The 26,678-nt window shown below is 57.1% G+C and carries 24 protein-coding genes; 13 read left to right on the top strand and 11 right to left on the bottom strand.

The annotated features are described in order from the left end of the window. Positions 1 to 82: 82 nt before the first annotated feature. Complete coding sequence (locus tag AB7M26_RS16355) at positions 83 to 916, top strand: NAD(P)H-dependent oxidoreductase (protein WP_429385221.1); 834 nt, start codon at positions 83 to 85, stop codon at positions 914 to 916. A 607-nt stretch (positions 917 to 1,523) separates the two neighbouring features. Beyond that, positions 1,524 to 2,045, top strand: coding sequence for a hypothetical protein (locus AB7M26_RS16350; RefSeq protein ID WP_429375998.1), 522 nt, complete (start codon positions 1,524 to 1,526; stop codon positions 2,043 to 2,045). 213 nt (positions 2,046 to 2,258) lie between these two features. On the opposite strand, the gene AB7M26_RS16345 is transcribed toward AB7M26_RS16350, so the two are convergent. Both AB7M26_RS16345 and AB7M26_RS16340 read right to left on the bottom strand, forming a co-directional pair. Continuing rightward, positions 2,259 to 2,681: an HD domain-containing protein gene (locus tag AB7M26_RS16345; RefSeq protein ID WP_429385219.1), complete on the bottom strand. Its 423-nt coding sequence runs from the start codon at positions 2,679 to 2,681 to the stop codon at positions 2,259 to 2,261. 15 nt (positions 2,682 to 2,696) lie between these two features. Then, positions 2,697 to 3,086, bottom strand: a complete 390-nt coding sequence (locus AB7M26_RS16340) for a hypothetical protein (protein WP_429385217.1) — start codon at positions 3,084 to 3,086, stop codon at positions 2,697 to 2,699. A 590-nt stretch (positions 3,087 to 3,676) separates the two neighbouring features. Between AB7M26_RS16340 and AB7M26_RS16335 the strand changes: the two genes are divergently transcribed. Then, entirely contained in the window at positions 3,677 to 3,970 is a 294-nt protein-coding gene (locus AB7M26_RS16335) for a fructose-bisphosphate aldolase (RefSeq protein WP_123495364.1), read from the top strand. A 53-nt stretch (positions 3,971 to 4,023) separates the two neighbouring features. On the opposite strand, the gene AB7M26_RS16330 is transcribed toward AB7M26_RS16335, so the two are convergent. After that, positions 4,024 to 4,446 carry a hypothetical protein gene (locus tag AB7M26_RS16330; protein ID WP_123495365.1) on the bottom strand — a complete coding sequence of 141 codons (423 nt, stop codon included), beginning with the start codon at positions 4,444 to 4,446 and terminating at the stop codon, positions 4,024 to 4,026. Between the two features lie 158 nt (positions 4,447 to 4,604). On the opposite strand from AB7M26_RS16330, the gene AB7M26_RS16325 reads away from it, so the two are divergent. The 4 genes from AB7M26_RS16325 to AB7M26_RS16310 all read left to right on the top strand — a co-directional run bounded on the left by AB7M26_RS16325 (position 4,605) and on the right by AB7M26_RS16310 (position 8,733). Further along, positions 4,605 to 6,077 (top strand): hypothetical protein, encoded by a 1,473-nt coding sequence (locus AB7M26_RS16325; protein ID WP_429375995.1) that lies wholly within the window; start codon positions 4,605 to 4,607, stop codon positions 6,075 to 6,077. A gap of 93 nt (positions 6,078 to 6,170) precedes the next feature. Further along, positions 6,171 to 7,004, top strand: coding sequence for a suppressor of fused domain protein (locus AB7M26_RS16320; protein ID WP_123495369.1), 834 nt, complete (start codon positions 6,171 to 6,173; stop codon positions 7,002 to 7,004). 77 nt (positions 7,005 to 7,081) lie between these two features. After that, positions 7,082 to 7,783 (top strand): hypothetical protein, encoded by a 702-nt coding sequence (locus AB7M26_RS16315; RefSeq protein ID WP_123495371.1) that lies wholly within the window; start codon positions 7,082 to 7,084, stop codon positions 7,781 to 7,783. Between the two features lie 656 nt (positions 7,784 to 8,439). Next, entirely contained in the window at positions 8,440 to 8,733 is a 294-nt protein-coding gene (locus tag AB7M26_RS16310) for a fructose-bisphosphate aldolase (protein WP_123495373.1), read from the top strand. A gap of 279 nt (positions 8,734 to 9,012) precedes the next feature. Here the strand turns inward: AB7M26_RS16310 and AB7M26_RS16305 are convergent, their stop codons facing one another. Genes AB7M26_RS16305 through AB7M26_RS16295 form a run of 3 tightly spaced genes read right to left on the bottom strand, consistent with a single transcriptional unit; the run spans position 9,013 to position 12,512 of the window. After that, on the bottom strand, positions 9,013 to 10,773 hold the full coding sequence (locus tag AB7M26_RS16305) for an isocyanide synthase family protein (protein WP_123495375.1): 1,761 nt from the start codon (positions 10,771 to 10,773) through the stop codon (positions 9,013 to 9,015). A 27-nt stretch (positions 10,774 to 10,800) separates the two neighbouring features. After that, the gene (locus AB7M26_RS16300; protein ID WP_123495427.1) at positions 10,801 to 11,517 is read right to left on the bottom strand and encodes an HAD family hydrolase; all 717 of its coding nucleotides are present in this window, start codon (positions 11,515 to 11,517) and stop codon (positions 10,801 to 10,803) included. After that, entirely contained in the window at positions 11,517 to 12,512 is a 996-nt protein-coding gene (locus tag AB7M26_RS16295; RefSeq protein ID WP_123495377.1) for an isocyanide synthase family protein, read from the bottom strand. The genes AB7M26_RS16300 and AB7M26_RS16295 overlap by 1 nt, the downstream gene beginning before the upstream one ends. 270 nt (positions 12,513 to 12,782) lie before the next feature. On the opposite strand from AB7M26_RS16295, the gene AB7M26_RS16290 reads away from it, so the two are divergent. Further along, positions 12,783 to 14,606: a di-heme-cytochrome C peroxidase gene (locus AB7M26_RS16290; RefSeq protein WP_123495379.1), complete on the top strand. Its 1,824-nt coding sequence runs from the start codon at positions 12,783 to 12,785 to the stop codon at positions 14,604 to 14,606. A 100-nt stretch (positions 14,607 to 14,706) separates the two neighbouring features. On the opposite strand, the gene AB7M26_RS16285 is transcribed toward AB7M26_RS16290, so the two are convergent. The 4 genes from AB7M26_RS16285 to AB7M26_RS16270 all read right to left on the bottom strand — a co-directional run bounded on the left by AB7M26_RS16285 (position 14,707) and on the right by AB7M26_RS16270 (position 20,149). Continuing rightward, complete coding sequence (locus AB7M26_RS16285; protein WP_008068184.1) at positions 14,707 to 15,255, bottom strand: cupin domain-containing protein; 549 nt, start codon at positions 15,253 to 15,255, stop codon at positions 14,707 to 14,709. Between the two features lie 441 nt (positions 15,256 to 15,696). Continuing rightward, positions 15,697 to 16,995, bottom strand: a complete 1,299-nt coding sequence (locus AB7M26_RS16280) for an NAD(P)/FAD-dependent oxidoreductase (RefSeq protein ID WP_123499553.1) — start codon at positions 16,993 to 16,995, stop codon at positions 15,697 to 15,699. 52 nt (positions 16,996 to 17,047) lie between these two features. Next, complete coding sequence (locus AB7M26_RS16275) at positions 17,048 to 18,538, bottom strand: aldehyde dehydrogenase (protein WP_123499556.1); 1,491 nt, start codon at positions 18,536 to 18,538, stop codon at positions 17,048 to 17,050. 234 nt (positions 18,539 to 18,772) lie between these two features. Further along, entirely contained in the window at positions 18,773 to 20,149 is a 1,377-nt protein-coding gene (locus tag AB7M26_RS16270) for a glutamine synthetase family protein (protein ID WP_123499558.1), read from the bottom strand. 280 nt (positions 20,150 to 20,429) lie between these two features. Between AB7M26_RS16270 and AB7M26_RS16265 the strand changes: the two genes are divergently transcribed. The 5 genes from AB7M26_RS16265 to AB7M26_RS16245 all read left to right on the top strand — a co-directional run bounded on the left by AB7M26_RS16265 (position 20,430) and on the right by AB7M26_RS16245 (position 25,800). Further along, a complete protein-coding gene (locus AB7M26_RS16265) occupies positions 20,430 to 21,191 on the top strand; it encodes a gamma-glutamyl-gamma-aminobutyrate hydrolase family protein (protein ID WP_123499560.1) in 762 nt (253 codons plus the stop codon). A 329-nt stretch (positions 21,192 to 21,520) separates the two neighbouring features. Further along, positions 21,521 to 22,663, top strand: coding sequence for a polyamine ABC transporter ATP-binding protein (potA, locus tag AB7M26_RS16260; RefSeq protein WP_123499561.1), 1,143 nt, complete (start codon positions 21,521 to 21,523; stop codon positions 22,661 to 22,663). Positions 22,664 to 22,692: 29 nt separating this feature from the next. Beyond that, positions 22,693 to 23,574: an ABC transporter permease subunit gene (locus tag AB7M26_RS16255; RefSeq protein ID WP_176466902.1), complete on the top strand. Its 882-nt coding sequence runs from the start codon at positions 22,693 to 22,695 to the stop codon at positions 23,572 to 23,574. Beyond that, positions 23,571 to 24,455 (top strand): ABC transporter permease subunit, encoded by an 885-nt coding sequence (locus AB7M26_RS16250; RefSeq protein WP_123499563.1) that lies wholly within the window; start codon positions 23,571 to 23,573, stop codon positions 24,453 to 24,455. Before AB7M26_RS16255 ends, AB7M26_RS16250 begins: the two co-directional genes overlap by 4 nt. Before the next feature lie 247 nt (positions 24,456 to 24,702). After that, a complete protein-coding gene (locus AB7M26_RS16245; RefSeq protein WP_123499565.1) occupies positions 24,703 to 25,800 on the top strand; it encodes a polyamine ABC transporter substrate-binding protein in 1,098 nt (365 codons plus the stop codon). A 222-nt stretch (positions 25,801 to 26,022) separates the two neighbouring features. On the opposite strand, the gene thpR is transcribed toward AB7M26_RS16245, so the two are convergent. Further along, positions 26,023 to 26,562: an RNA 2',3'-cyclic phosphodiesterase gene (gene thpR / locus AB7M26_RS16240; protein WP_429385209.1), complete on the bottom strand. Its 540-nt coding sequence runs from the start codon at positions 26,560 to 26,562 to the stop codon at positions 26,023 to 26,025. Positions 26,563 to 26,678 lie beyond the last annotated feature (116 nt).

Genomic DNA, 26,678 nt, shown 5'->3' with positions numbered 1-26,678 from the left:
AATACCTGGCATATTGGTTATTCATTTCCAATATACCTAGTAACGTCCGATTCTGCTGACTCCTGACACCGGAGACTCAGCCATGAAAGTTCTGCTCGTTTATGCCCATCCCGAACCAAAATCATTGAACGGCTCGCTCAAAGACTTTGCCGTCAAACGCCTGGAAGCTAACGGCCACCAGGTGCAAGTCTCCGATCTATACGCGATGGACTGGAAAGCCTCGCTGGATGCCGATGACAGTCCCGGCCGGCCAGCCGAATCGCGGTTCAATCCTTCGCTGGACTCCAAACTTGCCTTCGAAGAAGGCCGGCAAAGCCAGGACATCGTCCTCGAACAGGAAAAACTGCTCTGGGCCGATGCCGTCATTCTGCAGTTTCCACTGTGGTGGTTTTCGATGCCGGCGATCCTCAAGGGCTGGGTGGAACGCGTCTATGCCTATGGTTTTGCCTATGGCGTAGGAGAGCATTCCGATGCGCGCTGGGGCAACCGCTATGGAGAAGGTACGCTGGCGGGCAAACGGGCGATGCTGATCGTCACCGCGGGTGGATGGGAGTCTCATTACAGCCCTCGGGGCATCAATGGGCCCATCGATGACCTGTTATTCCCCATTCAGCATGGCGTACTGTTTTACCCCGGTTTCGACGTGCTGCCACCGTTCGTGATCTATCGCACCAGCCGAATGGACGAAGCGAAATTTTCGACGACCTGCGACGCGCTCGGTCAACGGCTTGATGACCTCGGGAGGACCGCACCGATTCCTTTCCGGCCGCAGAATGCCGGGGCGTATGACATCCCGCAACTCACGTTGCGTGCGGAGATTGCTTCGGATCAGACTGGGTTTGCAGCTCACGTCAGACAGGCAGAACGCGATGAACAAGACGTGCGAGCCGCATCCGCAAAAGCGCGCGCCGTGTAGAACAAACTGGCTACCCGCAAATACGAAAAAGCCCGCACAAGGCGGGCTTTGGAAATCGATGTAGGTGGCCAGCGCTGGTCTCTGGCTTACAAGGTTTATCGGGCCTCTCACAGAACAGGATTTTTAACTTTAGGCTGTTCTGCCTCACACGGCATAAGGGCTGGATCTCAGCGCGGAGATCTTTCTAACCGTGTACCCTTGGGAGCGCGCCCCACGCCTCCTCGCTATCCCTTTGCGCATCAGTCTGCGTCTTCACCTACAGCTTCAGAATAGCAAATCGTTCGAAGGCTGGGTCGGAGTTTTTAGACCGATTCTTTTCTAGGGGAATGACTGCAGAATGGAAAAATACTAACGCCGCAAGACGGACTTGATTACGCCTTTGTGGAGCTGCCGAAGGCTGCGATCTTTTGATCTTCAGCACATGACAGTCCACGATTCGTTGAACGGAAAAATTGTGGTCTGTCCCGGTATTTCCTGTTCAAACGCTGTCCGTTTTTTGCCCTGCTGACTGGACCTTCACAATATCCAGTATCATAAAGCCATCATTCAATAACGTTCGGCCTCTGAGGTTTTCTCAGTGCAGTCGCAGGAATCAAGGAATCGGTTGATGTACGGGAATAACAAGTCAGGTCTGTACGCGCTACTGGCTGGAGCAGTGATGCTCAGTGGTTGCACTTCATTTTTTCAGGGCAAGCCGTACGTCTTTCCCCAACCGGATGAACCCTCGGCGACGGTTCGCCTTAAATACACACGCGGTACCAGCCTGGACGCCGTGACCTTCAATGAAAAGGGTTGCTACGGGGGGGCCACGTCATTGAACTACCTGGCCGATGACTTTATCGAATCGCAGGTTGCAGTGGGCAAAGAGCTGGTATTGACGTACGAGCATGTCGTCGCAGGGACTATATGTCGGATACCTTTTTCCTTCACACCTCAGGCAGGGGCTATTTACACCGTGAAGTCGGGCTCCTGGAGTGAGTCCAAGCCAGGCATCCTGCCCATCTTCAACTACGACCAAAATCACTGCGGAATTAACGTAGTCAAAAAAATCGGGACTCAGGAGAGCGTCGAACCCATTCAACAGCTGCACTACAAGACAGGTTTAACTTGCCTCAGGCTCGTTAAATAGAGAGCGAAAACCCGGGACAGACCACGTTCTCAAAAACCGTTGAATGGAAAAACCGTGGACTGCCCCAAATCCAAACGCCGACCCGATCAGCGTAGGAGCTGCCGAAGGCTGCGATCTTTTGATCCTGATGCCCGCAAATCCCGTAATGATCAGAACTCGCCAACAACCCGGCGGCCATCACGGATTGATGGACTCCGAACCCACACCCACCCGCTACGAACGCAACACCCCGATCGCCCGCCGATACTTCTCAACGCGCTCCAGATCCTCCCAGGACGGCTGGGCAATCCGCGACAAGTCGCTGTTCTCTTCCAGATCCGCCAGTTTCACCACCCGCCCGATCGGGTTCTGCGCCACGCGCTCGATAAACTCTTCGTACGACTCATCCGGCACCTTGGTCACCGACGCAATCGCCATCAGCACCGTTTCGCTGAAGCCTTCCTTGCGCAGATCGTCGAAGCTGATGCCGCAGTCTTCGACCACATCATGCAGCACCGCGACGATGCGCTCTTCCAGCGTGTTCACCCGCAACATGACTTTCAGCGGATGCAGGATGTAAGGCGCGCCGCCCTTGTCCACCTGCCCCTCATGCGCCGCCGCGGCGATGGCAATGGCGCGTTCCAGTGTCTGACTCATGGGATTCTCCTCGGGTTAAACGCCGTAACGGCCGCTGAAATGAATGTTGCGCTTGAACCAGCCGGCAATCGCTTGCCACCGCCCCACAGGCTTGGCGCTCTCAGCGTGGCGTTCGAGAATCATCGACACCAGCGTCGCCTGATCGACGCCAGGATGCCTCTCCACCAGTTCAGCGACCCAGCCACAACCGGACTTCTGCACATGCTGACGCCACTCACCCGGCCAGGCTTCAAGCGCCGACACCGCCAACCACACCGCCCCGCCCTGCTCGCAATGACCGCCACCGATGGACTGCTCGAAACAAAAAGGCGTGTCGGGGCGAGAAAGGTCGATGTGGAAGAGGTAAATGTCCTGGGTTTGGTGCTGTGGCGTGGGGGCGTTGTTGCGGCTGCCGATTTCGATCATGGGCGCGTTCCATCCTTGAATTCCCGTTGGCGTTCAGTCTACGACGGTGGTGATGCTGAACGGAAGCAAGCGTCACTCACCGCCGAAAATCCCGCGCCTGAACGTTCGATGAAGGCACGGCGAGGATTTTGAAGTCCGAAAATCTCGTAGGAAATAACCGATTGTGGCGAGGGAGCTTGCTCCCGCTGGACTGCGAAGCAGCCCCAAACCCTGCTAGCCCATTTCCTCAGACAAACCGTAACGCCCGGTTTTACTGCGTTACGACATAGAACGGGGAAGAGCCACCTCGCCAAAATGACAATCTTGGCGTCCTACAGCCCGATTGCGGCTACCGAAATCGCTGCCTAGAGTGGGTCTGTCGCTGACCGCAGTTGGCGATAGGGTTTCGCAGCCCTTAAGATTGACACCTTGTTCCGTCAGGCACGGCCGACTCCCGGCTGCGTATCGTTTTATGGCGGTTGTGCGTGGGAGACCTTCGGGTCTGCCGGGTCCTGGTGTTAATCCTCCGGTCTGCGAACCCGCGCATAGCTGCCACCCATTTTGTTTCGCAGCAGAACGGTGGCAATTCTACTTTTATTAGGATTAACACCATGACGACTCAAAAGCCGCTCCGCCACTACAGCCCCATGTCCCACTTCGCCACCGACCACCCCGTCCTCCTCATCGACGCCGACGCCCCACTACGCGAACTCCACAACTGCCTCAGCGAACGCCTCAACGCCGTCCTCAAATACCTCAACCTCATGGCCTGCACCAGCCTGCCGGACTACGCCGAGCACGACATCAACACCGTTACCAACATCGCCCGGATCATGGTCCAGGATGTGAGCGATGTGTTTCGGGTGATTGAGCAGCGGGGGTTTGATGCTCCTAAGGGTCAGTGATCAGAGTTGAGTCGTAAAAAAACCCGCACTGAGTTGCGGGTTTTTTGTTTTGTTCAGGCCTGTCGAGTTGTCGAGAGGATTGTCTTCTCTATCAGCGCGGCGACGTCCTTCGCGCCGTAACATCGAAATTTAACGCTGCCAGCGTCGGTATCAAGACGGACGATCTTCATCCCGAACCAACCCTCAACGCTGACCTTTCTGACCAACTCCAGTGGGAGTTCAATATCCAGCGTCCCATCCTGAATTAGGCGGTTCATGGCATTTGCGCTCAAGCGAACTGCGGTTTGAGTCAGCACCATTTTCCCGCCGACCCACAGCCCTCCGTATGCTTTCTTGAAGGCCCCCAGCACCCAGCCCAACGCATTCACATTGCCAGCTCCGGCTACGGAATATAAATCGTCAACGTTGTCGTATTTCACCTCGGCATCGGCCACCAGAAAATTGACCCACTTCGACTTTAAAATCTGTCCAGTCATCTTTTCCTCTCCATAATTTGAGTAGCAGCCCTGAAACTCAGATGCCTGTTTTGTCCGGGGCGCGCTGCACGAACACAATATCGTCGCTATAAGCGCCGTCCTACTTGGCAACCAGCTCATGTTAATATGCCATCACTCTTTCAATGAAGTACACCCGCATGGATGCCACGTCCCGCCCTTCCAGCTTCTTTTCACTGCTTACCGTTGCCGTGATCCTCTCTGGATGCCAAGCAACAAAACCCGCTCAAATCACAACACCCGAGGCCCAGCCAGGCCTTGCGGTTTTCAACAGTGTGATGTTGGAGCCCCCCGAGCCGAGTTCGATTGTGCGAGAGGGAGACAGGATCACCTATTTAGTGACTTCGTCCCCCAGCCCGGAACTCCACTATCTGGCACGCTTCGATGCCAACTGCGGCCAACCCGATGCGCAAATGGCTTACCGCAGCAAAGCGGGGATGTCTCTATTCGCCGTTAAACCGCGGGGGGATTCGGAGGAGTCCTGGCAGTTGCCTGCGGAACAAAAGAGCCAGTACCTGCAAAGTGCGCAGTTGAAGCAAGTGTGTGCCCAGACAACACCTCCTCAATGGCGCGTGTTCTCGGCACCCGAGCTTCAGGATTGGCAGATGATCGACCGCGCCAGCCTGAAAGTAAAAGGTGATGAGGTGACTTTCTGGACGGCTCGGGTACTACCCGGCGAGATGTTGATGCCCGGCAAAAACGTCTTGTATGGGCAGGTACGCCAGCGGTGGACGGCCAACTGTGCCCTGCAACAACTGACCGCGTTAAGCCATTTCTACCTTGATGCTCACAGTCATGTGCTCGCTGGAAACATGCAGCCAGATCTTAAAACCGTCGGCCTGCAAAGCCTCGGCGCCGATGAACGTCAGCTTTTTCAGGTGGCCTGTGGCAAGCCGCAATCGCTGGATCAATACAAACCTTTTGAAGGACGCGAGCAGTCTCCCTTCGAATTGCCGGTCCCCGCCGTTGCCGTCCCCGTGTTGAGAGCCATCGAGGCATTGAACATGCCCAAACCGGAGAAAAGCATTCGGCACTTACGTCGGGTGTTCACGGATAAGTCCGAGCCAAGGCAGTATTCAGATGAAGGCGTACGGCTTAACGGGCGTGACTCGAAATACCTTTCTGACGAGACGAGTAAACAACTGACGGAGCGTTTTAAAGGCAGAGGAAGTCAGTGGGCCAAAGTTACTTTCCGGGGTCTGATTGACCTGGCTGAAAGTGAATTCAACAATCATGCAGGTGAGATAACGATCGAGAATAAGGCGCTGACGAAACTCAGCTTCGAGGGCGATTGGGCGAACATGCCGGTCGGCGCACTCCTGCGATACACGACGCAGGATATGCAGCTTCTTTATACCAACGGCGGGAAAGGTCCCAGAGCCTTGGTGCCGGTCGACGACAGATACAGCTGTGAGGTGCAGTCGCAGAAACCCGCCAGCACGTATCACCCGAGTTTGACCGGGACTGCCAAGGTACTCAGTTGCACAAGAGATGCCTACCAATACAGCACCGACATTTACGTCTACCTCGAAGCGTATGGAATGTTTGTGCCGATCCAATACGTCACACGGAACGTGCAGGGCGAATGGACGATTGAGGTGGTGGAATCTTGAGTTGCCTGGCCATCAGCAAAAAAAACCTTGAAGTGGAAGCACAAACTGCTTCCGCGTTTTCACATCAATGCCAAAACCCGGCAAGGAACGCACATGAATTTCTTTAAAAAGCTTCTCGACTCACTGAAAAGCCCTGCCATCCAATCCCTCCGGGTCGAGCCGCAAATCCAGGCATTCCAGAAGCTGGTTGATATCGGTGAGTTGAACGAGGCAGAAGCGGCCAATCTGGCGGCGCGACTCGCCGGCGAAGCGTGCCTGGATCGTCATTGGCACTCTGTCGGCACCGTCGAACGGGATGTCATTGCCTATATGATCAGTCCGAGTTTCAGGGGTGGCCCTGACTGGCCCTCGACTCGTCAGGCCTACCGGGTGGTCCGCCGTGGTGACTCGATACTCCTTGCCACCGACGGCCTGTCGGATCCATTCGATGGAGTTGAAGGAATGGGCAATGGTTTCGAGATGGAGTTGTTCATGGAAACAGCTGATATACCCGAGCACGCACGTGGTTCACTTGGTGAGGTCGATCCATTAAAAAACAGCTGGGCATTCGAACTGTTGGAGCACGTTGCCAAAACGGTGGCCGACGCTGGAGGAGTCACCGAACGGCTCGATCAGTACGGTACGCTATCTCTCGAAATTCCCGGGTTCAGCCTGTCGCACCAAATGAGCGATCAACTCCCCAAAAGCTTCGTGACCGAGGACGATTGTACCGGCGTCCTGCTGGGAGCCCTGGAACCGGATTTCCCGACCCGACTGGATGACATGCCGTTATCTCCAGTCAGGTTGGTTTCGATGGTATTGATCACCGCATCGGAGCTTGAATATGTCCGATCGGGTGGGCGAGCAGCACGCGAAGATCTGGTCAGCCGTTTGAAGGCCGCCGGCATCGGACATATGAGCAACCTGAATCGTGCTAGCGTTGTGTGAAAACCGAGCGGCCGCTTTCATGTGAGCAATCAGGAAAGACACCGTACAGTGCGCTGTCCTCCCAGGAGCGTTCACAGATGAAAACCTACTGCCCGATGTTCTGGTCTCTGGATCAGGGCATCGACTACAGCGCGCCGATACTCCACCTCAAAGACATCGTGCCGAGCGTTGGCAAAAGAACCTTCGCGTTCTTTGATAGCCATGACCGTTTAGACGTTGGTGAGATCCTTCTGCTTATCTGGTGCCCGCCAGTTTCCGACTTGAATGGCTGGAGTGAACAACCTTCAGAAATTGCCCAAAGCCACCTGCTGAAGGCGAAAGTTGTCGGCGCGGCTCAAGCACCAGAGCAGTCAGCAGAACGCTTGCATAACGTTCACCACGGCAAGCTCAAGTACCCACTCGACATCCTCTCCTGCGAGAGATTTCTGCCAGCACTGCAAGCACTCCAAGAAGATTCGACGTCTTGGTATCTACAAGAGATTGGAACCGCGAACGGGAACTTCCTGGCTTGGGATGAGTTGCATTGGTGCGGCAGCGCAGTGGTTGAAGGCCTCACCTATTTAACGGCGAGCACCTCAAGCGAGACTTACATGGAATTGATCCTCAAAGTGGCTGACGACGAGATCATTGGGCTCTTTTCGCTGCACATGAATCCGGGTGGTGACTCCTATGATTTTGGTAGAAAGAGCCTCACAGGCGAGGAACGGCGGGCAGTCAAACATGCACTCAACATCGCGCAGCCACTTCATGACACACAGGCTGCTTACCTTGCGGAGTAACGCGACGGTGTGACTTCAGACGCAGTCGAGTGACAGACTCCTCAAAGCGCCCCGACCCCTCACTATCGCGAGCAATCCCGCTTATGCCCCCCACAACTCCCCAAAATTTAATGAACCCTGCCGAGCCTCCCCACGGGAAATCCCGCGTTTGATCGCTTGATTGTAGGAGCGCCCAAGATTTTAAAGTCTGCAAAACACGTAGGAATCTGCCCTTTGTGGCGAGGGGGCTTGCCCCCGTTGGGCCGCGAAGCAGCCCAAAACCCTGCTAGCCCGTTTCCTCAGACACACCGCAATGCCCGGTTTTGCGGCGGCTGCGCCACCGAACGGGGGCAAGCCCCCTCGCCACAGTGAGCGCGTGTGGTCCTACAGCCCGGTTGCGGCTACCGAAATCGCTGCCTAGAGTGGGTCTGTCGCTGAGCGAATTCAGCGATAGGGTTTCGCAGCCCTGACGATACGTGTAGTAACCTTGCACACCATAACCAGCAACGGCCGCACAAACGCGCCCGTACTCCGTTTTATGGTGGCTGTGTGTGGGAGATCTTCGGGTCTGCCGGGTTCCTCGTATCCTCGGTCTGCGAACCCGCACATAGCTACCACCCTTTCGATTCGCAGCGAACGGCAGTAGCTCTTCTTACAGATACGAGGAAGATTTACTTATGAGTACGAACAACCCGCTCCGCCACTACACCCCCATGTCCCACTTCGCCACCGATCACCCCGTCCTCCTCATTGACGCCGACGCCCCGCTACGCGAACTCCACAACTGCCTCAGCGAACGCCTCAGCGCCGTCCTCAAATACCTCAACCTCATGGCCTGCACCAGCCTCCCCGACTACGCCGAGCACGACATCAACACCGTTACCAACATTGCTCGGATCATGGTTCAGGATGTGAGTGATGTGTTTCGGGTGATTGAGCAGCGGGGGTTTGATGCGCCTAAGGGGCAGTGACCCTCTTTGAGCCGTAAAAAAACCGTATTATTGCGGGTTTTTTACGACTATGGCTTCGCTAGATCCCATTCGCACGGCCTCAAGCGATCAGTGTCAGTGCCACTTCCTTTTCGCATATCAATGTTGCCATCTGCGTCGAGGTAGATGTGAGTATTGGGCCAACTTGGTGTGATGCTGATGCAATGCCAGCGATTTTTCTCGATTCGCAACTTCATCGCACAGTGATGGGAAAAGGTCTCGAAGAAGGCCCTGCCTCCAGGGCCTCCCAGACGATAGCGGTCAGTAAACCTGCACCCGCCACAACTCCCGCGACGAAGAACCCGCCGACATCGGCAACCGGCCATGCAGCGTCCGATAGTTATCAATCAGCACCAGATCACCCTCGCTCCATTGATGGGCAATCAGGCACTCCGGGTCATAAACCAGCGAGTTGACCTGTTCGAGCAGCGCCTGTTGAGCTTCCTCATCATGGTCCTGCACAGCCTGGCTCAGGGTCTGCAATGTCGAGTCGGTGCCCTCTTGGTAACGCAGGATCAGTTCGCCGCTGCGGGGGTGATGATCCACCAGGCTGTACATGCGCGGGGAGCCACCGAAGTAGGTCATTTTGGTGTAGTAGGTGATGTTCACGTCCTGCCATTGTCGGGCGACTTGCTGGCCGACTTTGCGCAGTACGTTTCGGCTGTCGACGATGGTGGTCTGCCCCTCGCCCGGCTGCGGCGCGGTCTTGCAATACAGCATGAATTTGCTGGCGCAGAATTTCGGGTTGCGCTGAACCTGTGCGTCGCTGTCGGGCAGCATGTTCAGGTCCCAGTGCAACGGCGTTTTCTCCAGCGAGTGCACCACGCCTTGGGGTTTGTCCGCAGGTTTGACCACGTGCACGGCGCCGAAGGCCCATTCGTACAGCGTGCCGAAGCGTTCGCAGCTGCGAGCAAAACTGTCCTGGTCATCGAAGCGGCAGCCCTTGAGGCAGACGAAACCGAAGGTTTCCACCAGTGCTTCCAGCAGGCCCGTGGACAGTCGTTCGAAACCCAGCCCTAACGGGTCTCGCACCACCAGGCCAAACAGCGGCAGTTTTTGCAGTTCGTATTCGAAACCTTGGGCCTGCGGGTTTTCTGTTTGGTGGTAGAGCCACGGGCGACCTTGCCAGGTGACCAGCACATGATGATCGAGATCGACCTGGGCGCGGGCGCGAAGGGTTTGACTGCCGTCGAGGTTGCGCACTGGCACGGCATGCCAGGGGCTGTCGACACGGGTCAGCCCTTCGGCCAGGCCGAAGGTGAATTTGGGCCCGGCATTGCTGTATTGATGGACCGACAAGCGAATGTCATCACCGAAGAAACGATCCACTGCCGCATTCAATGCCTGCCCTCGATACATCATTTGGTAGGCTTTGAAGTTGATTTGCTGCAGGTACTCGTCCTCGCTCTGCCCCTCTTCACGGCACAGCCGCAGGTCGTTGTAGAGGTGACTGCAGAGGTGGTCATGGGCCTGGCTGAGGGATTCATCGTGCCGGCTCTGCTCGATCAGATCCCCAAGGTTTTTCCAGGGCAAACGGGCCTGTTTGATCAGGCTGGCGCGAACCGACTCAGCACTTTGGGCCTGAGGAAACAGGTCTTCCATACTGACCCACTGAATCGTATGGGTGGTGCACAGGTCACGCAAAGCCCGGTTGTAGGTCTCGCGAACGTCGTCGGCCACGCCGACGATGTCGTTGAAGGTCGTTCCGTCACTGAGGATCGACACCACACAACCCGGTGCGTGCAGCGCGGCGATGGCCTGGCCGAGTTGGTCGAGGCGCTCGATGGCGATGACCTCGCCGTAGTCCGGCAGCACGCCGAATGTCTGGTCAGTGGCGTTTGGCGACTTGCAGGGAAAACCTGGCAGCACCAGACGCACCGGCAGGCCCTGATCGAAGCAGTGCCCCAAACGTAACGCGAGATGCGCTCTGCCTTGTGTGTCGAAACAATCATCCGTGCCTTTGAGCAGATAACCCGCGAGCAAATCGCTGACGGCAGCGATCCAGGCGTCTCTATGTTCCATAGAACAACTTCCTTGAGAGTGTGTGTATCAATAGGATTGAACGGTGTTGCCATGCTCGGTGAATGCATGCGCCGTACCGCAGACTTGCTGCAGAATGCGCAGCAATCCGGCCGGCTGTTCGCAGCAGAAGTTCGGGGCCAGGGCCTGCAAGTCAGGTGTCATGCCATAGCCCCAGGTGACCGCCGCCGAGTACATGCCTGCAGCATGGGCGGTCTTCAAATCGATCTCGGTGTCACCGACGAACAAACAGCATTGCGGATCAACCGACAATCGCCGGGCAGCTTCCCATGCCACCTCCGGCTGAGGTTTGAGCGCCCTGCCCGCGCGATGCCCCAGAATCGTCCCGAAGGCATTCTGCGGAAGCAGCGCATCGGCTACTTGCAGGGCCATTTCCTCGGTCTTGTTGGTGACGATAGCCAGCGGCGCTTGTAACTGGCGACAGCCTTCGAGCAAGGCAAGCACACCGCTGAACGGCCGGGAAAATTGAACCAGGTTGTTTTGGTAGAGCGCCACATAACGCTGGTGCAGCGCGGCCGCATCGGCAATGCCAAACCCCGTGGCGACCTGCTCGATCATCGCTGTGACCCCACCGCCGATATAACCCCGCACCGTTTCCGCTGTCTGCGCCGGGCAACCGTGTTCGAGCAACACCTGGTTCAGGCACCAGGTGATGTCAGGCAGGGTGTCGACCAGGGTCCCATCCAAATCGAAGAGTACGGCTTCGACCCGCAACCGAGACGCCATCATTGAGCACTGGCGTAGTGACAAGGACGCCCCTTGCGGAATACCAAGCGGTGGTAGCGCTCATCGACATTGCTGCGTTTTTCGAGGGTGACTACACCCCGTCGCTTGATCGCCACCGAATGCCAGGGCGTACGCCACAGGTCACTGGTTGGCACCAACCGGATACCGATCTTCGTCGACACCGCCAGTTGCGGGTGAATCGACAGGCGCAGGCAATGCGGGTAGCGCGCCTGTAACAGCGCACTCCAGGCTTCACTGCGCTGGATCACCCGCTGCGAGGCAGGCTTGGCGATTTTTTTCACCGCATTAAGGCTCATGCCGGCGAACACCTTGAGCCCCGAGTAATCCTCGGACAGGAAGCGATGGATACCGCAGTACATCAACATCATGTGCGGCTCATCCTTGAAACGCTGCTGCAACAAGACCAAGGACTGGCCGTGCTCGATCATCATCTCCTCACGCATGGCGTCCAGACAATCAAGCGGAGGATAGGCATCCCGCAGATCGAAATGGGCGAACGTGCCGGGATAGTGCTGTTCGGCGTAGTCCTGAATAGCGTCGGTGTAGGCTTTGACGTCTGCATCGGGAACATGCACCAGGTCAGAGAACACATAGCCATCGGAGCAGATATGAATCAGCGCCCCCGGTGCGTAGATCTGCTGGATCTCATTGCACAGGCGATGCAACTCGTCGATGGCATGATGTTCGGCAAGGTCAGGCAGATGACTGAGGGTTTTCTTGCGGCTGGGCGATTTGCCGGGAAAGGCTGGCAAGACCATTTCGACCTTGCGGCCGCTTTCGACCGCTTGCATGACCTTCGCCAGATGGGGTTCCAGCACCTGCAACGAAAGCTCGTGATCCTGCCCCGGGGCAAGGCTACGACGTCGAAACAGGCATTCGAGAATTTGCTGGGCAATATTCATGTGCGCGTTGTGCTGATGCTCGTGCACCAGCTGACCGCACACCTGTTGAGCAACGGTGTTTGAACCCTGCATAGACAATCCCTGTGTGGTGAATAACGGCCATTTTTGGTCGTCAGCAGATATTCCTTACCTGCGGGCGGCTAAATTCCTACAAGTCGTTACGACTGTCAATCGTGGCAATCAGGAATATTGCGGCCAGACCGGCAAAGCCATCCCGCAGCCACATAAGTGCCCTGGAACAAAATCAAAGCCTTGTTTTTTTTCTGGCTACACTCATCGCGAGTAGCTTCGGCTACCAAGGTGATTAGTCCCAACAGGAAATTAAAAATAGAAGGGAATCTCATGAGCAAATCAAAAGTCTCCCCGTTTGCTTGCGCTGCATTGATGTTTTTCGGCGGTCACTCAATAGCTCAGGCTACCGACAGTCTGGATCAGGGATGGAGTGAGGCCACCCTGTCTAACTGGCAAAACCTTTCACAAGGATCACGAATTCTCCCTTTCTCCTGGGCGCTGGCATTGGAAGAGCCTGATTCAGAAGAGAAGTTCATGAGTGACAAAACGATCTCGGCCTACGGTTACACGCCTTACTATCCGTCTTATAACGGTAAGCGTTTTACGTTGCCGATGGGTTTCGTTCTGGATGACAGTCATGACAGCAAACTGTCTTTCACCAAACTGCGTTGGTTTTTTGGCCAAGGGTCGCAAGAGCCGTGGGTGGGGATGAACTGCTCTGCTTGTCACACGGCTCAAATCAACTTTGAAGGGCAGAATCTTGTCATCAATGGCGGGCCAACGAACGCCGACTTTCAGAATTTCTTCAAGGCGTTGAACGCGGCTTTAAACACAACGGCTGCTGACCCTGAAAAATTCGAACGCTTTGCAAAGAGTGTCCTGGGTGATGACCTGTCAAACGGGAATCGCCAGCGGCTGAAGAAATCGCTGGATAGCTTGAATGCGTTTTATGCACAAAACGCAACGCTCAATGCCACAGATCTGCAATATGGCCCAGGTCGCCTGGATGCAGTGGGGCACATTCTCAATAAAATCAGTCAAGTCACCCAAGCGACACCGCCTACCCCTAACCCCTCTGATGCGCCGGTGAGCTATCCATTTCTCTGGAACACACCTCAACACAACGTTCTCCAATGGAACGGGATGGTCGGCAAAAAAACACTCCCCTCGATAAAAAAAGACGGCGGTCTCGATGTTGGAGGTCTGGGGCGTAATGCTGGAGAGGCTATCGGCGTGTACGCCGATATTCGACCGGTTAAAGAAAATCCGGCCAAGCCAGGATTTGTCTCCAGTGTGAACATGAAAAATCTGGACGTTTTAGAACGTTCTCTTTATAGCCTGAAACCTCCGCGGTGGCCTGGATCGCTGCCAGAAGACCTCACGTCAGGCGCCAAATTATTTACGGAAAATTGTGTCAGCTGCCATGCCTCCCTTAAAAGAAACGATCTCGCCACGCCAATCGAAGCGGTCATGGTTCCAATCTCTGCGAATGAAAATTTAAATCCTCGGGGCCCAAATGACAGGACCATTAGCACGGACCCCTGGATGGCGTGCAATGCCTATCAATTCAAAGCGGATGCTGGAGTGTTAGCGGGTTATTCCAAGGTTAGTAATCCAAAAGAGACCATTCAGCCAAATGACCTTCTTTACAACATGCTGGGTGTGACCGTCCTGGAGACATTACTTGGCAAAGGACGCGATGTCGCCGAGCTGGCTTTCGATGGATTGCTTGGAATAGAGACCAAACCTGAAAAAGTCCCTGGATTCAGGAACCGTGCCTTGTTCAGTAACGCTGATGAGAAAGCCCTACGGCTAATCAACTGCTACCTTGCCAGCCCGACGGTTCCTCTTCTCGCCTATAAAGCAAGACCCCTGAATGGCATCTGGGCCACAGCTCCCTATTTGCATAACGGCTCTGTGCCGACCCTGAACGACCTTCTCCTGCCACCCCGTCAGCGCCCCTCGACTTTTTATACAGGGACCAATGAATTCGATAACCAAAGGGTGGGATTCAAGACCGAGAAATCGGACAAGAATTGGTTTCTTTTCGACACCAGGCTTGAGGGCAACAGCAACGCCGGCCATGACTATGGCGTGAGCCGCCTCAGTGATGTCCAAAGGTCACAGCTTCTCGACTACTTGAAATCACTTTGAACGGCGTCGCCGATACCATCAGCTGATGGCATGGAGGGGCGACCACAAGTAGTGGTCGCCCCTGCGAAGTCCGTTACAGGTTTGATGTTTGCTTGAGGAATCAGAAGTTCGCCGGGGTGTTGGCGCTGATGATTTCAGCCTCATCCTGCCCAATATTGCGAAACCGATGCGGCAACGTCGTCGGAAAGTAATACCCATCCCCGGCATTCAGCACACTGATCTGCCCATCCACGGTCAGCTCAACCGTGCCACGGGTAACGAGCCCACACTCCTCCCCTTCAGCATGCACGATGGGCTCTTCACCCGAACTCGCTCCCGGCGCGTATTGCTCGCGCAAAAGCCGCATTTGCCGGCTCGGCACCGAAGCGCCAATCAGCAGCAACCGCAGCCCATGACGCCCCAGATCTGGCTGTTCATTGGCGCGAAACACGTATTGATGCTCACGCGGCGGTTGGTCGAAGGTGAAGAAGTCCGCCAAAGACATGGGGATGCCTTCGAGCAGTTTTTTCAGGGAGCTGACGGAGGGACTGACGCGATTCTGTTCGATCAGGGAGATGGTGGCATTGGTGACGCCGCTACGCCGGGCCAGCTCGCGCTGGGACAGTTTGTAGCTTTCGCGTACTAATTTGAGTCGTGAGCCCGTGTCCATGACAGCCTTATGCGAAGAATACTTAAGGGGTAATGGGGGGTGGGTGGCGGGCGACTGGTGGCCGCGGATCACGCCGTTTCCCGTCCCGGAACCGTGAAAGGCGGGTATTAAATCACGTTTGTTGGTGTTGCTCAGCAGGTTCGATAAACGGCTGGATAAATTGAACAGGCGCACGATAGCCGTCCGTCCATGCACGAAACCTGTGGGAGCGGGCTTGCCCGCGATGGCGGTGTGTCAGGCGCCATCAATTTTGACTGTGCCGCCCTCATCGCGGGCAAGCCCGCTCCCACAGTGGTCGGTGTTGTTCGCAAAATTTGTGCATGTCGCCAGTTCCCTTGTGGGAGCGAGCCTGCTCGCGACGGCGATGTGTCAGTCGACAGAGATGCTGACTGTGCGACCGCCTTCGCGAGCAAGCTCGGCTCCTACAGGAATTGCGTCAGGTTAGATACCGAACCGGTCCCGCAGTGCGTAATACGCTGCGCCCATGGCGGTGAGCGGGGCCTGGAAGGTGCGGCCGCCGAGCATGGGCATGTGCGGCAGGGAGGCGAAGGCGTCGAAGCGTTCGGCGTCGCCGCGGATCATTTCCGAGATGAGTTTGCCGGCCAGGTGCGAGCAGGTGACTCCGTGACCGCTGTAGCCTTGCATGTAGTAGGCGTTCTTTTCGATGCGACCGAATTGCGGCATGCGTGACATGGTCAGCAGGAAGTTGCCGGTCCAGCGGTAGTCGATTTTAACGTCCTTGAGTTGCGGGAAAGTCTTGAGGATTTTTGGTTTGATCAGTTGCTCAATGTCGTCCGGCTCACGGGCGCCGTAGACCACCCCGCCACCGTACAGCAAGCGGTTGTCGGCGGTGAGGCGGTAGTAGTCGAGCAGGTAGTTGCAGTCTTCGACGCAGTAGTTGTTGGCGATCAGGCTGCGGGCGACTTTTTCGGACAGCGGTTCGGTGACGACGATTTGCGAGCCGCACGGCATGCTTTTGCGCGTGACGCGGTTGTCGAGGTCTTGAGGCAAGTAGGCGTTGCCGGCGATCAGCAGGTACTTGGCCCGCACCACGCCTTTGGCGGTGCGCACGGTGATCGGCTCGCCGTAGGTGATTTCCACGGCGGCGGATTGTTCGTAGATTTTGCCGCCCAGGCGGATGATCGCGGCGGCTTCGCCGAGGGCCAGGTTCAGCGGATGAATGTGGCCCCCCTGCATGTCGAGCAGACCGCCGACGTAGTTGTCGCAACCCACTTCGCGCTTGATGTCAGCCGCGTCGAGCATTCTCAGGTTCTTGTTGCCATAGCGCTCCCAACTGCTCTTTTGCTCGGCCAGGCCGTTGAGTTGCTTTTTGTTCAGCGCTGCGAAGATACCGCCGGGGCGGTAGTCGCATTGGATGTCGTACTCTTTGATGCGCGAACGGATGATATCGGCGCCTTCAAAGATCATGCTGCCGAGCACTTCGGCGGTTTTGTCGCCGTAACGCTCTTCAATCACATCGACGTCGCGGCTGTAGGAATTGACCAGTTGACCGCCGTTGCGACCGCTGGCGCCGAAGCCGACTTTGGCGGCTTCGAGTACGGTCACGCTGTAGCCCGCTTCGCTGAGGAACAGCGCCGAGGACAATCCGGTGTAGCCGGCGCCGATCACGCAGACGTCGCATTCCACCAGCTCTTCCAGAGTTGGGTAATCCCCCGTCTGATTGCGGGTGGCGGCGTAGTAGCTGTTTACATGCTTTTGTTTAACAGAGTCTTGTTTCATAGGTTTCTCCGATGACCGCAAACGCTCGCCTGCGACCGCCGCTGTAAAAGTGTTAGAGCTTGATCCAGGTCGCTTTGAGTTCGGTGTATTTGTCGAACGCGTGCAGCGATTTGTCCCGACCATTACCCGACTGCTTGAACCCGCCGAACGGCGCAGTCATGTCGCCGCCGTCGTACTGGTTGACCCAGACGCTGCCGGCGCGCAAACCACGGGCGAAGGTGTGGGCCTTGCTCAGGTTGCTGGTCCATACGCCGGCCGCCAGACCGAAGATGCTGTCGTTGGCGATCTGCAGCGCTTCTTCCGCGGTGTCGAAGGTGATCAGCGACAGCACCGGGCCGAAGATTTCTTCCCGGGCGATGGTCATGGTGTTGGTCACGCCGTCGAAAATCGCCGGTTCCACGTACAGGCCACCGGTGTCTGCGAGGGTACGATTGCCGCCAGCGATCAGTTGCGCGCCCTGGTCTTTGCCGATCTGGATGTAGCGCAGCACGTTGTCCAGTTGGCGCTGATCGACGACCGCGCCGACGGTGGTTTCAGGATCGAGGGCGTGGCCTGGTTTCCAGGCTTGCAGTGCTTCCACCAGCAGCGGAATGAATTGCTCGCGAATCGAGCGTTCCACCAGCAGACGTGAGCCAGCGGTGCAGACTTCGCCCTGGTTGAAGGCAATCGCACTGACCGCTGCCTGAGCGGCTGCACGCAAGTCCGGTGCATCGGCGAACACCACGTTCGGGCTCTTCCCGCCCGCCTCCAGCCAGACGCGTTTCATGTTGCTTTGCCCGGCGTAGATCAGCAGTTGCTTGGCAATCGCGGTGGAGCCGGTGAAGGCCAGCACGTCGACGTCCATGTGCAACGCCAACGCTTTGCCGACGGTGTGACCGAAGCCTGGCAGGACGTTGAACACGCCTTTGGGGATGCCGGCGTCGAGGGCCAGTTGCGCGATGCGAATCGCCGTCAGTGGTGACTTTTCCGAAGGCTTGAGGATGAACGAATTGCCTGCCGCCAGGGCCGGGGCGAACTTCCAGCTGGCCATGATCAACGGGAAATTCCACGGCACGATGGCGGCGACCACGCCTGTCGGTTCACGGGTGATGAGGCCGAGTTGGTCGTGCGGTGTGGCGGCGACTTCGTCGTAGATTTTGTCGATCGCTTCGGCGCTCCAGCGGATCGCGTTGGCGGTCGCAGGGATGTCGATGCTCATGGAGTCGCTGATCGGTTTGCCCATGTCGAGGGTTTCGAGCAGGGCGAGTTCTTCCTGGTTGGCCAGGATGAGGTCGGCGAAGCGGATCAGGATGCGCTTGCGTTCTGCGGGCGCCAACCGCGCCCAGATGCCGGATTCGAATGTGCGGCGTGCAACCTGCACGGCGGCATTGGCGTCGGCTTCGTCGGTGCTGGCGATGTTCGCCAGGAAGCGGCCGTCGACCGGGCTGATGCATTCAAAAGTATCGCCGCTGAGTGCCGGGCGGTATTGGCCGTCGATGAATGCGCGGCCTTCTAGTGTGAGGGACTGGAAGCGTTGTTCCCAGTCGCTGCGAGTGTTTGTCATGGTTGTGACTCTACGCAGAGGAATATGTAGTTGCTGGATTGAAGCCAACCAGCAAAGGATCAAAACACCGCAATTCCCTGTGGGAGCGGGCTTGCCCGCGATGGCGGTATGTCAGGCGACATCAATGTTGAATGTGCTGCCGTCATCGCGGGCAAGCCCGCTCCCACAGGGATTGGTGGTGCACACAGGTTTTGTGTTCACCCCCTTATCCTTAATTGACGGGTTATGGCCCCATCAAACCGTATGCAAGTACCAGTTGTACTCAAGGTCGGAGATGGAGTTTTCGAACTCGGCCAGTTCGCTTTCCTTGCACGCCACGAACACGTCGATGTACAGCGGGTCGATGTAGCGCGCCATGACTTCGCTGTCGTCCAGCTCGCGCAGTGCATCGCGCAGGTTGTTCGGCAGGCTTTGCTCGTTCTGCTCGTAGCTGTTGCCTTCGACCGGGGCGCCCGGTTCGATTTCGTTGGTCAAGCCGTGGTGAATACCGGCCAGCACCGACGCCATCAGCAGGTACGGGTTGGCATCGGCGCCGGCAACGCGGTGTTCGATGCGCACGGCATCCGCCGAACCGGTGGGCACGCGTACCGCAACGGTACGGTTGTCGATGCCCCAGCTTGGCGAGTTCGGTACGTAGAACTGCGCACCGAAACGGCGGTACGAGTTGACGTTCGGGCAGAGGAACGCCATCTGCGCCGGCAGGGTCTCGAGCACACCGCCGATCGCGTGACGCAGTGCGGCGTTCTGCTCGGGATCCTCGCTGGCAAAGATGTTGTTGCCATCTTTATCAAGAATCGAGATGTGCACGTGCAAACCATTGCCCGCCTGGCCCGGATACGGCTTGGCCATAAACGTGGTGTCCATCTCATGGTCGTAGGCGATGTTCTTCACCAGACGCTTGAGCAACACCGCGTAGTCGCAGGCCTTTATAGGGTCGTTGACGTGATGCAGGTTCACTTCGAATTGCGCCGGGGCGCTTTCCTTGACGATGGCGTCGGCAGGAATGCCCTGCTCTTTCGCGCCTTCGAGGATGTCTTGCAGACAGTCGACGTACTCGTCCAGATCGTCGATCAGATACACCTGAGTCGAGTGCGGACGTTTGCCGGACACCGGCGAGCGTGGCGACTGCGGACGACCGTTCACGTTGTCCTGGTCGATCAGGTAGAACTCCAGTTCGAACGCCGCGCAAATGGTCAGGCCCATGGCGTCGAACTTGCTCACCACTTGACGCAGCACTTCGCGAGGGTCAGCGAAGAACGGCTGGCCTTCGAGTTCGTGCATGGTCATTAACAGCTGCGCGGTCGGGCGCTTCTGCCAAGGCTCGATACTCAGGGTATTGGGGATGGGAAAACAGATTCGATCCGAGTCGCCGATGTCCAGACCCAGGCCGGTGCTTTCCACCGTAGAGCCGTTGATGTCCAGAGCAAACAGTGACGCCGGGAGGTTAATGCCTTTTTCGTAAACCTTATGAAGACTGGTGCGTTCGATGCGCTTGCCGCGCACCACACCGTTCATATCCGCAATCAGAAGGTCGACGTACAAAACCTCAGGATATTTCTTAAGGAATGCGTTTGCTTCGTTGAGTTGAACGGCACGCAGAGGGACCGACATGATGCACCTATTAGCTGTTAATTATTATGTTCACTACCCTTTCACGAGCCCAGTCAATCCGAAAGGCAAAGTGAAGTCAATAGCGAACACTTGGCCTTCCAACCTTTATTTTCTGGCCTTTTTTGGGCGAGAGAGTGCCCGATCAGCCTTGCGCACCGCGTAAATTCTGAAGATCGGATGCGCGGCGTTTAGAATTTTTTACATGAGAGTTGTTAATTAAAATCAACAAGGCTAAGCTCCGGAAAAGCTCGTTCAAGTGTGAAACTTCGAGGTGATAAAAATGGCATTCAAGCCATTGATCGGCGTTACTGCGTGCGTCAAACAGATTGGCCTGCACCCCTACCACGTCAGCGGCGACAAGTATTTGCGTGCTGTCAGCGTCGCGGCTTTGGGGTTGCCAGTGGTCATTCCTTCCTTAGGCGATCTGACCGAAATCGATGACTTGCTCGCGCAGCTCGACGGTCTGCTGCTGACCGGCTCGCCGTCGAATGTGGAGCCCTTCCACTATCAAGGCCCGGCCAGTTCTCCCGGCACGGATCACGATCCGCAACGGGACGCCACCACCCTGCCCTTATTGCGTGCAGCTATCGCGGCTGGCGTGCCGGTGCTTGGCATCTGCCGGGGCTTTCAGGAAATGAACGTGGCGTTCGGCGGCAGCCTGCATCAGAAGGTGCACGAACTGCCCGGCATGCTCGATCACCGGGAAGCGGATCATCCGGATTTGGCCGTGCAGTACGCACCGGCCCATGCGGTGAATGTGCAACCGGGCGGCGTGTTCGAAGCGCTGGACCTGCCGCAGGTGTTTCAGGTGAATTCGATTCACAGCCAGGGCATCGACCGGCTCGCTCCCGGCCTGCGCGCTGAGGCTGTCGCGCCGGATGGTTTGATCGAGGCGATCTCCGTCGAGCACAGCAAGGCCTTCGCTGTCGGCGTGCAATGGCACCCGGAATGGCAGGTGCTTTCGAATCCCCCCTACTTGAGTATTTTCCGGGCGTTTGGCGACGCATGCCGGCAACGGGCGGCGCTGCGTAATACGCGCTGACTTCAAAAAGCATTCAACGATTTAACTGCCCCCGTGAGTCTGGCGGGCGTGCCTTTGCGCGCCGGTCGCTCACGTAATAGATGAACCGCAATAACAACAAGTACGACCAGGCAGCCAGGATGGCGGTGCCGAATAAGCCCGAGCGCCAGCGCAGTCCCCCCGTAGGAGCTGGCGAAGCCTGCGATCTTTTGATCTTGATTTTGAAGAGCAAAGTCAAAAGATCGCAGGCTTCGCCAGTTCCTACAGGGGGCATCGTCCGGCCCGGGTTGCAATCCACTCTTAAGTCAGGCCGCGTTGGCCCGACGACTGAAACCTGTTGGGAGTTTCATATGGCAAACGCCTCCAGCATTTATAGGAAGGCTCTTGAAGGTCACCAGGCACCGAAAAAGGTGTTGGTGAAAGTCGACCGCGTCACCAAGAAATTCGACGAAACCACCGCCGTGGACGATGTGTCCCTGGAGATCCATCAAGGCGAGATCTTCGCCCTGCTCGGCGGTTCCGGCTCGGGCAAATCGACGCTGCTGCGCATGCTCGCCGGCTTCGAGCGCCCGACCGAAGGGCGGATTCTGCTCGACGGGGTCGACATCACCGACATGCCGCCGTACGAACGGCCGATCAACATGATGTTCCAGTCCTACGCGCTGTTCCCGCACATGACGGTGGCGCAGAACATCGCCTTCGGCCTCAAGCAGGACCGTTTGCCCACCAGCGAAATCGACGCCCGTGTCGAAGAGATGCTGCGGCTGGTGCACATGACCCAATACGCCAAACGCAAGCCGCATCAGTTGTCTGGTGGCCAACGTCAGCGTGTGGCGTTGGCCCGCTCTCTGGCCAAGCGACCGAAGCTGTTGTTGCTCGACGAACCGATGGGTGCACTGGATAAAAAGCTGCGCTCGCAGATGCAACTGGAGTTGGTGGAAATCATCGAGCGCGTCGGCGTGACCTGCGTGATGGTGACCCACGATCAGGAAGAAGCCATGACCATGGCCGAGCGCATCGCGATCATGCACCTGGGCTGGATCGCCCAGATCGGCAGCCCGGTCGATATCTATGAAGCGCCGGTCAGCCGCATGGTCTGCGAATTCATCGGCAACGTGAATGCTTTCGACGGCACGGTGGTCGAGGATCTGGAAGGTCACGCGATTATTCACAGTCCGGACCTTGAGCAGAAGATTTACGTCGGCCACGGCGTGAGCACGTCGGTACAAGACAAGTCGATCACCTACGCCATCCGCCCGGAAAAAATGCTGGTCAGCACCCTCAAGCCCGAGACTCGCTACAACTGGTCCGAAGGCAAGGTGCATGACATTGCCTACCTCGGCGGCCACTCGGTGTTCTACGTGGAGCTGCCCGGCGGCAAGATCGTCCAGTCGTTCATGGCCAACGCCGAACGCCGTGGCGCACGCCCGACATGGGACGATCAGGTCTACGTGTGGTGGGAAGACGACAGCGGCGTGGTACTGCGCTCATGAGAACCTTCAATCAGCAGTTCCTGCGCCTGGTGCCCAGCGGCCGCAAACTGGTTATCGGCATCCCGTTCCTGTGGCTGTGCCTGTTTTTCCTGCTGCCGTTCTTCCTGGTGATGAAGATCAGCTTCTCGGAAGCGGCCCTGGCCATACCTCCCTACTCTGAGATTTACACCTTCGCCGAACAGAAATTCCAGCTGCTGCTGAACATCGGCAACTACTCGCTGCTGACCGAAGATGAGTTGTACATCTCGGCCTACTTTGGCTCGTTGAAGGTCGCGTTTTTAAGCACGCTGATGTGCTTGGTGATCGGTTTCCCGATGGCCTATGCGATCACCAAGGCCAACAAGGAAACGCAGAACGTTCTGCTGTTGTTGATCATGATGCCGACCTGGACCGCGATCCTGATTCGCGTCTATGCGTGGATGGGCATACTCAGCAACAACGGTTTGCTCAATGGGTTCCTGATGTGGACCGGGCTCACGTCGCAGCCGATCGAGATCCTCAACACCAACACCGCGGTATACATCGGCGTGGTCTATGCCTACTTGCCATTCATGGTGTTGCCGCTGTACGCCAACCTCGTCAAGCACGATCACAGCTTGCTGGAAGCCGCGTCGGACCTGGGTTCGAGCAACTTCAACAACTTCTGGAAAATCACCGTGCCGCTGGCCAAGAACGGGATCATTGCCGGGTGCATGCTGGTGTTCATTCCAGTGGTGGGTGAGTTCGTGATTCCGGAACTGTTGGGCGGCCCGGAAACCCTGATGATCGGCCGGGTGCTGTGGCAGGAGTTCTTCAACAATCGCGACTGGCCGGTGGCATCCGCCTTGGCGGTGGTGATGCTGGCGATTCTGATTGTGCCGATTCTGCTGTTCAACCGCAGCCAGGCTAAAGAGATGGAGGGACGGGGATGAAACGCTTCGGGTTTTCAAAGTTCATGCTGATTTTCGGCCTGTCGTTTATCTACCTGCCGATGCTGATTCTGGTGATCTACTCGTTCAACGCCTCGAAGCTGGTGACGGTGTGGGGCGGCTGGTCGGTGAAGTGGTACGTCGGCCTGCTCGACAACTCGCAACTGATGGGCTCGGTGGTGCGCTCCCTGGAAATCGCCTGCTATACCGCGATTGCCGCCGTGGCATTGGGCACCCTCGCCGCTTTCGTGCTGACCCGCGTGACGCGCTTCAAGGGTCGTACGCTGTTTGGTGGTCTGGTGACGGCACCGCTGGTGATGCCGGAAGTGATCACCGGTCTGTCGCTGTTGCTGCTGTTCGTGGCCATGGCGCAGCTGATCGGCTGGCCGCAGGAACGTGGCCTCGTCACGATCTGGATCGCTCACACCACGTTCTGTGCAGCGTATGTGGCGGTGGTTGTTTCGGCGCGTTTGCGTGAACTGGACCTGTCAATCGAAGAGGCAGCCATGGACTTGGGTGCGCGGCCGTTCAAGGTGTTCTTTCTGATCACCATTCCGATGATCGCACCGTCACTGGCAGCGGGCGGGATGATGTCGTTTGCCTTGTCGCTGGATGATCTGGTGTTGGCGAGTTTCGTCTCTGGCCCAGGCTCGACGACCTTGCCGATGGAAGTGTTCTCGGCGGTGCGTCTGGGCGTGAAGCCTGAGATCAATGCCGTAGCCAGCCTGATTCTGTTGGCGGTGTCGTTCGTCACGTTCATGGTCTGGTACTTCAGCCGCAAGGCCGAAGCCACGCGCAAGCGGGCGATCCAGGAAGCCATGGACCAGACCGCCAGCGAGTCCTGGCAGCAACCGAAAAACCAGCGGATCGAAGCGACGGCTTAGTGCTGTTGAGTTAAATGAAGTGAACACAAAACTGTGGCGAGCGAGCTTGCTCGCGCTGGGTTGCGAAGCGACCCCAAAACCGGCAACCGAGGAGTATCAGACACACCGAATTCGCTGGTTTTACGACTGCTTCGCAGCCGAACGGGAGCAAGCTCCCTCGCCACAGAAACTCCCTTGCCACAGGGTTTGTGTCCACCTGCACCGTTGTTCTATGTGATTTGAATAAAAAGAAAATGGAGTTGTACCAATGAAAATGTTTGGCAGGACTCTGCTGACACTGTCCTTATTGGGCGCGATGGCTACCGGTGCCCAGGCCAATGACAAGGTATTGCGCGTCTACAACTGGTCGGATTACATCGCCCCGGACACCGTCAAGAAGTTCGAAGACGAGACCGGCATTCGCGTGACCTACGATGTGTTCGACAGTAATGAAACCCTTGAGGCACGTTTGCTGGCCGGTAAATCCGGCTACGACATTGTGGTGCCCTCCAACAGTTTCCTGGCCAAGCAGATCAAGGCTGGCGTCTATCAGCCGCTGGACAAATCGAAGCTGCCAAACTGGAAAAACCTCAACCCGGTGCTGCTGAAAAATGCCTCTGCCAGCGATCCTGACAATGGCCACGCTTTCCCGTACATGTGGGGTTCGATCGGCATCGGTTACAACCCGGCCAAGGTCAAGGAAGTGCTGGGCACTGATGCGCCGGTGAATTCCTGGGACTTGCTGTTCAAACCGGAAAACGCTGCGAGGCTCAAAGCCTGCGGCATCAGTTTCCTTGATTCACCGACAGAAATGCTCCCGGCCGCCCTGCACTATCTGGGTTACCCGGTGAATTCTCAGGACAAGGCGCAGATCGCCGAAGCTGAAGCGCTGTTCATGAAGATTCGCCCGTCGGTGGCTTATTTCCATTCGTCGAAGTACATCTCCGACCTAGCCAACGGCAACATCTGCGTAGCGGTCGGTTACTCCGGCGACGTGCTGCAAGCCAAGGCCCGCGCCAAGGAAGCCGGCGACAAGGTGAAGATCGAATACAGCATCCCGAAAGAAGGCGCCGGCAGCTTTTACGACATGGTTGCCATCCCACGGGACGCGGCCAACGTCGACAATGCCTACCTGTTCATGAATTTTCTGATGCGGCCGGACATCATCGCCGAAGTCACCAACAGTGTCGGCTACAGCAACGCCAATGCGGCGGCCACGCCATTGGTGGATGAAGCCATTCGAAACGACCCGGGGTCCTATCCGCCGCAAGCGGTGATGGCGACGTTGTATGCCATTCCAGATTTGCCGATTGGTATTCAGCGGGTGATGACCCGGGGCTGGACGCGGGTGAAGCTGGGTAAGTGATTCACTCGGCATCACTGTTGAACCTGACATCGCTATCGCGAGCAGGCTCGCTCCCACAGTAGTCCGTGGTGGAACGATCAAATCCAGCATCAATGACAGCTTTCTTGTTTTCCGTTCACGCAGCGCCTTACCACCGCTGCACTCCTCTGAAGAAGAACGGCTTCACCTGGCTTCCTCGGTTAAGGTGAATTTCGGGCGCCCTCGGGCGCCTTTTTTGTGGGTTTATGCAGAGACCAACGGCCATTCGGCCAGCGCCCGGTACCGGCCTTTATGGGATTCGAATAAGGTGAAGCGGTCAGCACGCAGGAAAAACTCTGGCGGCGTCGCAGATTCGGGGACTGGCGCCCGGTAGTCGCGCATCAGGGTCAGATGCGGGCGAAATTCCCGCCGAGTGTCTTCGAAACCAAAGGGCAACATGGCCTGCTCCAGCGCATACACCAACCGCAGCAACTCAGGTGCTGCCTGCTCGGGCGCCAGCAACAAAACCCCGGAGCGACGCCAGACTTCCAGACGATCAAGCACAACCGTCAACGGCACGCCGGGCATCTGGACATTGGCGGCGGCCTCGCAGACGCCCGCTATCTGCGCCATCCCCACCGTGCCGAGAAAAAGCAGCGTCAGATGAAAGTTTTCCGCCGGCACCGGGCGCCCGATATTGAGCTCAAGCGCGTTGCGCCATTGGGCGATGGCCCGGCGTTGTTCGGGGGCGCAGTTGAGGGCGAAGAACAGCCGCTTGAACGGCTCACGGGATTCATCGCTCATGTCTGGCACCTCAAGGCTTCGGAGTCCCTTTGATTTTACAAAGGGATACCACGCCAGCAAGTGCATTTCTGGCACCTACCGGCAGGCGCGTTATAGTTGAAGCAACCGAATCGACG

It is taken from the genome of Pseudomonas sp. F-14 TE3482 (genome assembly GCF_053629455.1).
Note: the sequence above shows the minus strand (reverse complement) of the source record. Positions and strands in the feature narration are given on the sequence as shown.

Bases quoted from the DNA above. Each gene is read 5' to 3' on its own strand.
- AB7M26_RS16340 (WP_429385217.1), bottom strand. From the start codon at position 3,086: ATGATCGAAATCGGCAGCCGCAACAACGCCCCCACGCCACAGCACCAA.
- AB7M26_RS16350 (WP_429375998.1), top strand. From the start codon at position 1,524: ATGTACGGGAATAACAAGTCAGGTCTGTACGCGCTACTGGCTGGAGCA.
- AB7M26_RS16285 (WP_008068184.1), bottom strand. From the start codon at position 15,255: ATGGACACGGGCTCACGACTCAAATTAGTACGCGAAAGCTACAAACTG.
- AB7M26_RS16270 (WP_123499558.1), bottom strand. From the start codon at position 20,149: ATGTCGGTCCCTCTGCGTGCCGTTCAACTCAACGAAGCAAACGCATTC.
- AB7M26_RS16290 (WP_123495379.1), top strand. From the start codon at position 12,783: ATGAGCAAATCAAAAGTCTCCCCGTTTGCTTGCGCTGCATTGATGTTT.
- AB7M26_RS16250 (WP_123499563.1), top strand. From the start codon at position 23,571: ATGAAACGCTTCGGGTTTTCAAAGTTCATGCTGATTTTCGGCCTGTCG.
- AB7M26_RS16310 (WP_123495373.1), top strand. From the start codon at position 8,440: ATGAGTACGAACAACCCGCTCCGCCACTACACCCCCATGTCCCACTTC.
- AB7M26_RS16275 (WP_123499556.1), bottom strand. From the start codon at position 18,538: ATGACAAACACTCGCAGCGACTGGGAACAACGCTTCCAGTCCCTCACA.
- potA (WP_123499561.1), top strand. From the start codon at position 21,521: ATGGCAAACGCCTCCAGCATTTATAGGAAGGCTCTTGAAGGTCACCAG.
- AB7M26_RS16295 (WP_123495377.1), bottom strand. From the start codon at position 12,512: ATGCAGGGTTCAAACACCGTTGCTCAACAGGTGTGCGGTCAGCTGGTG.
- AB7M26_RS16345 (WP_429385219.1), bottom strand. From the start codon at position 2,681: ATGAGTCAGACACTGGAACGCGCCATTGCCATCGCCGCGGCGGCGCAT.
- AB7M26_RS16280 (WP_123499553.1), bottom strand. From the start codon at position 16,995: ATGAAACAAGACTCTGTTAAACAAAAGCATGTAAACAGCTACTACGCC.
- AB7M26_RS16315 (WP_123495371.1), top strand. From the start codon at position 7,082: ATGAAAACCTACTGCCCGATGTTCTGGTCTCTGGATCAGGGCATCGAC.
- AB7M26_RS16325 (WP_429375995.1), top strand. From the start codon at position 4,605: ATGGATGCCACGTCCCGCCCTTCCAGCTTCTTTTCACTGCTTACCGTT.
- AB7M26_RS16335 (WP_123495364.1), top strand. From the start codon at position 3,677: ATGACGACTCAAAAGCCGCTCCGCCACTACAGCCCCATGTCCCACTTC.
- AB7M26_RS16245 (WP_123499565.1), top strand. From the start codon at position 24,703: ATGAAAATGTTTGGCAGGACTCTGCTGACACTGTCCTTATTGGGCGCG.
- AB7M26_RS16305 (WP_123495375.1), bottom strand. From the start codon at position 10,773: ATGGAACATAGAGACGCCTGGATCGCTGCCGTCAGCGATTTGCTCGCG.
- thpR (WP_429385209.1), bottom strand. From the start codon at position 26,562: ATGAGCGATGAATCCCGTGAGCCGTTCAAGCGGCTGTTCTTCGCCCTC.
- AB7M26_RS16320 (WP_123495369.1), top strand. From the start codon at position 6,171: ATGAATTTCTTTAAAAAGCTTCTCGACTCACTGAAAAGCCCTGCCATC.
- AB7M26_RS16330 (WP_123495365.1), bottom strand. From the start codon at position 4,446: ATGACTGGACAGATTTTAAAGTCGAAGTGGGTCAATTTTCTGGTGGCC.
- AB7M26_RS16300 (WP_123495427.1), bottom strand. From the start codon at position 11,517: ATGGCGTCTCGGTTGCGGGTCGAAGCCGTACTCTTCGATTTGGATGGG.
- AB7M26_RS16265 (WP_123499560.1), top strand. From the start codon at position 20,430: ATGGCATTCAAGCCATTGATCGGCGTTACTGCGTGCGTCAAACAGATT.
- AB7M26_RS16355 (WP_429385221.1), top strand. From the start codon at position 83: ATGAAAGTTCTGCTCGTTTATGCCCATCCCGAACCAAAATCATTGAAC.